The 6,697-nt window shown below is 72.2% G+C and carries 5 protein-coding genes; 1 reads left to right on the forward strand and 4 read right to left on the reverse strand.

What is annotated here, in order from left to right; translation table 11 throughout:
- A partial coding sequence (locus tag CCN44_RS32065; RefSeq protein WP_086701622.1) for a diaminobutyrate--2-oxoglutarate transaminase family protein occupies positions 1-1,126 on the reverse strand: 1,126 nt, incomplete at its 3' end.
- A gap of 555 nt (positions 1,127-1,681) precedes the next feature.
- Between CCN44_RS32065 and CCN44_RS32070 the strand changes: the two genes are divergently transcribed.
- Positions 1,682-2,911, forward strand: coding sequence for a trypsin-like serine peptidase (locus CCN44_RS32070; protein WP_086701612.1), 1,230 nt, complete (start codon positions 1,682-1,684; stop codon positions 2,909-2,911).
- Between the two features lie 68 nt (positions 2,912-2,979).
- Here the strand turns inward: CCN44_RS32070 and hflX are convergent, their stop codons facing one another.
- The 3 genes from hflX to CCN44_RS32085 all read right to left on the reverse strand — a co-directional run.
- Positions 2,980-4,470: a GTPase HflX gene (gene hflX, locus CCN44_RS32075; protein ID WP_059252995.1), complete on the reverse strand. Its 1,491-nt coding sequence runs from the start codon at positions 4,468-4,470 to the stop codon at positions 2,980-2,982.
- A 176-nt stretch (positions 4,471-4,646) separates the two neighbouring features.
- Positions 4,647-6,122: a M1 family metallopeptidase gene (locus CCN44_RS32080; RefSeq protein ID WP_237482236.1), complete on the reverse strand. Its 1,476-nt coding sequence runs from the start codon at positions 6,120-6,122 to the stop codon at positions 4,647-4,649.
- Between the two features lie 133 nt (positions 6,123-6,255).
- Positions 6,256-6,697 (reverse strand): ACT domain-containing protein (locus tag CCN44_RS32085; protein WP_143650087.1); only part of this gene is annotated, 442 nt, incomplete at its 5' end.

A 6,697-nucleotide genomic window follows, 5' to 3' on the forward strand; every position in this document is an offset into this window, starting at 1 on the left:
CGTCCGGGTCCACCAGTTCGACACCGATCATCAGTCCGCGTCCCCGTACGTCCCCCACGCAGGGGAAGCGGTGGGTGAGCTCGGCGAGTCGGGCCAGCATGCGGGCGCCGAGGGCGGCAGCGCGTTCGGCGAGGCCGTTCTCGCGGACGTAGGCGAGGGTGGCGGTGCCCGCGGCCATGGCGAGCTGGTTGCCGCGGAAGGTGCCGGCGTGGGCGCCGGGTTGCCAGACGTCGAGGTCGTCGCGGTAGACGATCACGGCCAGGGGGAGGCTGCCGCCGATGGCCTTGGACAGGACCATGACGTCGGGGGTGATGCCGCTGTGGTCGACGGCCCAGAAGGCGCCCGTGCGGCCGACTCCGGTCTGGATCTCGTCGGCGATCAGCGGGATGGACCGGTCCGCAGTGAGCCGGCGCATGCGGCGCAGCCAGTCGTCGGGAGCGGGGATGACGCCGCCCTCGCCCTGGACGGGTTCGAGGATCATGCCGGCCGGCAGAGGCACGCCGGACTTGGGATCGTCGAGGAGGGACTCGGTCCAGCGGGCGGCGAGTTCGGCACCGGACCGGCCGCCGACCCCGAAGGGGCAGCGGTAGTCCTGGGGGTAGGGCAGGCGGGCGACCTGGACGTCGCGGGCGCCGCCGGAGGCGGCCAGGGCGCCGGCGGTCATGCCGTGGTAGGCGCCGGTGAAGGCGAGGATGCCGGTGCGGTCGGTCGCGGCCCGGACCAGTTTGAGGGCGGCCTCTACGGCGTCGGTGCCGGCCGGTCCGCAGAACTGGACGCGGGCACGGTCGGCGAGGCCGGCCGGCAGGGTGCGGAACAGTTCGGTGATGAAGGCGTCCTTGACGGGGGTCGCGAGGTCGAGGACGGAGAGGGGGGCGCCGGAGTCGAGAACTCTGCGGATGGCTTCCAGCACGACCGGGTGGTTGTGGCCGAGGGCGAGGGTGCCGGCGCCGGAGAGGCAGTCCAGGTAGCGGCGGCCGTCGGCGCCCTCGATGGTGAGCCCGCGTGCCCGGACCGGCACGATGGGCAGGGCTCGGGCGTAGGTGCGTGCCGAGGACTCCCGCGCCGACTGGCGTCTGAGGATCCCCTCGTGCACGGCCCGCTCCTGCTCGGGTGTGCCTCCAGCCATCGACTCCGTAACGGCCACTGCGCGCTGTCCTCCCCGCTGTTCAAGGGCGAGTTGCTCGGGGACCTGCTCAGGCAGCGGTCCCCACCGGCTACAACCGCGGACCGTTCGGGCGGTTACGGGGTCGCTCGGAGTTCCTTGGCGGGACGGCGCGGGTGACGTGCCTCGCCGCGCGGCCGGACGGCACCGCCGGGCCGTCGGCCTCCGTCAGGGTTCCCCCGCACGCCGGTCGCACGGCGTCAGGTCCCGGGCGGTGCCTGGTCGGCGGCCCCTCCCGGTTCGGGGCCGGCGCCCGGTGTGGCGACGCCGTCGCCGCCCGCTGCACAACTCCCGTACCCGATAAGGAAGTCGGCCGCGTGGCCTGCGGCCTTGCACGCCCTGTTCAGGGCCGCCTGTGACGGAACTGTTGCCGCCCGGACAGAACTCCCCCACAGCGACGGCATAGTGTGTGTTGCCGTTCCCAGAAGGTCGTGGGACCGGCATGAACTCGGCCTGAGTTCCTCGCCGGTGCCGGGGCCGAAGCGCCGAGTTCCTTTCACAGCAGGGGGAGTCAAGAACATGCGATCCATACGGCCGTCGTTCACCGCTCGGCGAGGGAGGGGTCGTCGCCGCGCCTCCACCTCGCTGACGGCGGTCGCCCTCGTGTCGGCGCTTGCGCTGACCGCCACCGCCTGCAACGGCGACGGTGACGACAACGCCAACGGCGACCCGGCCGCCACCGCGACCGCGGCGGGCACCGGCGACGGCAAGATCACGATCTCGGACGACCTGAAGCGCAGGCTGAAGGAACACGGGTTCGACATCGACAAGTGGAAGAACGGCGCCTGGAAGGACTGGAACAGGGACGACTGGCTGCGCGAGGCCAACGACTTCATCAACCCGATCATCAAGGGCCTGTGGGACCCGGACCGGATGCGGGACGCCGAGGACCCGGACCGGGGTGTCGACGACAACGACATCTCCGGTGACCAGGGCGTGACGGACCCGACGCCGCAGCCGGTGAAGGCGCAGGCGGTCGCGGCGCCGTACCACACCAGCGCGGCCACCTCGGGCAAGCTGCTCTTCGACGCCCCCAGCGGCACCATGGTCTGCTCGGCGACGGTCGTGCAGGACCCGGCGCACCCGGGCAAGTCGAACCTCGTGTGGACGGCGGGTCACTGTGTGCACGCCGGCAAGAAGGGCGGCTGGTACCGCAACATCGCCTTCGTGCCGTCGTACAACAACCAGGGCAAGTCGGCGGCCGAGCTGCAGAACGCCGCCCGGTCCGAGATCGCCCCGTACGGGGTGTGGTGGGCCGACGCGGCGAAGACCTCGCAGCAGTGGATCAGCGAGGGCGGCAAGACGGGCGGTGACGGCGCCTCGTACGACTTCGCCGTCATCCATGTGACGCCGGAGCAGGGCAGCGGCGGCAAGTCGCTGGAGGAGACCGTCGGCGGGGCGCTGCCGGTGAACTTCGACGCGCCGGCCGTGCCGGAGGTGAAGAGCGTCACGGCGACCGGCTACCCGGCGGCGGCGCCGTACGACGGCGAGCTGATGTACCGGTGCCAGGACAAGCCGGGCCGGCTCTCCATCGAGCAGGCCGCCCCGACGATGTACCGGATCGGGTGCACGATGACCGGTGGCTCCTCCGGTGGCGGCTGGGTGGAGACGGGCGCGGACGGCAAGCCCGCGCTGGTGTCCAACACCTCCATCGGCCCCGTGAACGCGGGCTGGCTGGCCGGTCCCCGGCTGGGTGAGGTGGCCAAGGGCGTGTACGACTCGGTGAGCAAGCAGTTCGCCGGCCGGTGACCCGGCCGTAGACAGGACGGAGGCCCGTCACCCGAGCAGGGTGGCGGGCCTCTTCGTGCGGGGGCGGGTCAGCTCGCGGAGACCGGTGCGTACGGCGCCAGGTCGGCCGCCAGCTCCTCGTGCACCCGGGCCTTGAGCAGGGTGCCCTCCGCGGTGTGCTCCTCGGAGATCACCTCGCCCTCGGTGTGGGCGCGGGCGACGAGCTTGCCGTGGGTGTACGGCACGAGCGCCTCGATCTCGACCGAGGGGCGGGGCAGCTCGTTGTCGATCAGCCCGAGCAGCTCCTCGATGCCCTGGCCGGTGCGGGCCGAGACGGCGATCGACCGCTTCTCGACGCGCAGCAGCCGCTGGAGGGTCAGCGGGTCGGCCGCGTCCGCCTTGTTGATCACGACGATCTCGGGCACGTCGGTGGCGCCGACGTCCCGGATCACCTCGCGTACGGCGGCGAGCTGCTCCTCCGGGTCCGGGTGCGAGCCGTCCACCACGTGCAGGATCAGGTCGGAGTCGCCGACCTCCTCCATGGTGGAGCGGAACGCCTCGACCAGGTGGTGCGGCAGGTGCCGGACGAAGCCGACGGTGTCCGCCAGAGTGTACAGCCGGCCGCTCGGGGTCTCCGCCCGGCGGACGGTCGGGTCCAGGGTCGCGAACAGCGCGTTCTCGACCAGGACACCGGCGCCCGTGAGGCGGTTGAGCAGGGAGGACTTGCCGGCGTTGGTGTAGCCCGCGATGGCGACGGACGGCACCTTGTTGCGCCGGCGCTCCTGGCGCTTGATCTCGCGGCCGGTCTTCATCTCCGCGATCTCCCGGCGCATCTTCGCCATCTTCTCGCGGATCCGGCGCCGGTCCGTCTCGATCTTGGTCTCACCGGGGCCACGCGTGGCGAGGCCGCCGCGACCGCCACCCATCTGCCGGGACAGCGACTGACCCCAGCCGCGCAGTCGCGGCAGCATGTACTGCATCTGCGCGAGCGCGACCTGCGCCTTGCCCTCTCGGGACTTGGCGTGCTGGGCGAAGATGTCCAGGATCAGGGCCGTACGGTCGATGACCTTGACCTTGACGACGTCCTCCAGCTGGATCAGCTGGCCGGGGCTCAGCTCACCGTCGCAGATGACGGTGTCCGCGCCCGTTTCGAGGACGATGTCACGCAGCTCGGCGGCCTTGCCGGAGCCGATGTAGGTGGCCGCGTCGGGCTTGTCGCGGCGCTGGATCACGCCGTCGAGCACGAGCGCGCCCGCGGTCTCCGCGAGGGCGGCCAGCTCCGCGAGGGAGTTGTCGGCGTCCTGGGCGGTGCCGGTGGTCCACACGCCGACGAGCACGACCCGCTCCAGGCGGAGCTGGCGGTACTCGACCTCGGTGACGTCCTCCAGCTCGGTGGAGAGGCCGGCGACACGGCGCAGGGCCGCGCGCTCGGAGCGGTCGAACTGGTCGCCATCCCGCTCGCCGTCGATCTCGAAGCTCCAGGCGACGTCCTCTTCCATCAGGGCATCGGCCCGAAGACCCTCGGGATAGGCGTGCGCGAGGCGCTTGGTGTCCTGGGAAGGGGAAGAAGAGGAGGTCATTGGATCCTAACGTCGATGAGATACGTCGATGAGAGTGCCGTTACGGCGTCGGTACCGCGGACGGTCGTCCGGGCCGTACGTGACGTTCAACGCACGAGTACCCCGGGAGATTCCCGTGTCCCCTGCGCGTGCCGACCCGTAGATGGTCGCACGGTACGGCCCGTCTCGTCACCGGGTTATCGCCGGGCGCGGGGCGGGGCGGTCCGGGTGGGCGGCTGCGGCTTCCAGTCCGGGTGGCCGGGCATCGGCGGGGTCGTCTCGCCGTACAGCCAGGCCTGGAAGAAGCCTCTCAGGTCGCGCCCGGAGACGGCGGCGGCCAGGCGGACGAAGTCGCTGGTGGTGGCGATGGTGTCGCGGTGTTCCTGGACCCAGATCCGTTGCAGCCGCTCGAAGGCCGGCGTGCCGATCTCCTGGCGCAGGGCGTAGAGCACCAGCGCGGCGCCGTCGTAGATGTTGGGCCGGAAGATGCCGATCTTCTGGCCGGGCGCGGGCGGCTTGGGCCGGGCGGGCGGTCCGCCGGCCTCGCGCCAGCGGTCGGAGGCGCCGTAGGCGGCCTTCATGCGGTCCGCCAGGGGCCGGTCCGCGGTCTCCTCGGCGTACAGGGCCTCGTACCAGGTGGCGTGGCCCTCGTTCAGCCAGACGTCGGACCAGCTGCGCGGGGTGACGCTGTTCCCGAACCACTGGTGGGACAGCTCGTGCACCATGATCGACTCGATGTACCACCGGGGGTAGGCGGGCTCGGTGAACAGGTGCTTCTCGAAGAGCGAGAGGGTCTGCGTCTCCAGTTCGAAGCCCGTGGAGGCCTGCGCCATGAGCACGCCGTAGGTCTCGAAGGGGTACCGGCCGACCTTGCTCTCCATCCAGGCGATCTGGTCGGGGGTCTTGGCGAGCCACGGTTCGAGGGCCGTGCGGTCGGCGGCGGGCACGACGTCGCGCAGCGGCAGCCCGTGCGGGCCCGCGCGGTGCACCACGGCGGAGCGGCCGATGGACACCTGGGCGAGTTCGGTGGCCATGGGGTGCTGGGTGCGGTAGGTCCAGGTGGTGTCACGGCCGACCCGCTCGGCACCGGCGGGCAGGCCGTTGGCGACGGCGGTGTAGCCGTTCGGCGCGGTGATCCGGAAGGTGAACATCGCCTTGTCGGACGGGTGGTCGTTGCACGGGAACACCAGGTGGGCGGCGTCGGCCTGGTTGGCCATGGCGAGGCCGTCGGAGGTGCGCACCCAGCCGCCCTGCTGGTCCTCGCGGTAGACGGGGTCGCTGGTGTGCCGCACGGTGATCCGGATCCGGCTGCGCTCGGCCAGGGGGTGCTCGGGGGTGACGACCAGGTCCTCGCCGGCGCTGGTGAAGCCCGCGGGACGGCCGTCGACCTCGACCGAGCGCACGGTGCCGTGCGCGAAGTCGAGGTTGAGCCGCTCCAGGTCGGCGGTGGTCCAGGCGTCGATGGTGGTGACGGCCTGCAGCGGCCTGTCGTTGGTGCCGGGGTAGGTGAGGGACAGGTCGTACGAGGCGACGTCGTAGCCGGGATTGCCGAGGTAGGGGTAGAGCCGGTCGCCGACGCCGAGCGGTTCGGCCGGGGCCGCGGCGGCGACGAGGCAGACGGAGACGGCGGAGGCGAGCAGGGCCGCCGTCCGACGCCGGCGGAGCGTGGGCATCCGCAGGCGGGAGGGCCTCGGCCGGGTCCGGGGGCAGGGGGTGAGCAGCATGCACCACCGCTACCAGTGCGGGTCCGCCCCGCGACGGCGACGCGCGACCGGCCCACCCGAACGGGTAAGCCGGACGCCGTCGTCAGGAGGCCGGCGTCTGGTGCTGGGCGCGGCTCACGTCGTACACCCCGGGGACGTCCCGCATGGCGCGCATCAGGGCCGGGAGGTGGGCCGCGTCGGGGAGCTGGAGGGTGTAGGTGTGGCGCACCCGCTGCTGGCTGGGCGGTTCGACGGTGGCGGAGACGATCTCGGCGCCCTGCAGGGCGATCGCCTCGGTGAGGTCGGCGAGGAGATGGGGGCGGCCGAACGATTCAGCGACCAGGGTGACCCGGCACTCGGTGGTGTTCCCCCAGCGCACGCCGATCTCCGCACGCCCCGTGCTCTTCATGTGCGCCACCGCGGCGCACTCCACGCGGTGCACGGTCACCGCTCCGCCGCGCACCGTGAACCCGGTGATCTCGTCCGGCGGTACGGGCGTACAGCATCCGGCGAGCCGTACGGCGGCGCCGGATGCTGTACGCCCG

Source organism: Streptomyces tricolor, assembly GCF_002155905.1.
Lineage (GTDB): Bacteria > Actinomycetota > Actinomycetes > Streptomycetales > Streptomycetaceae > Streptomyces > Streptomyces tricolor.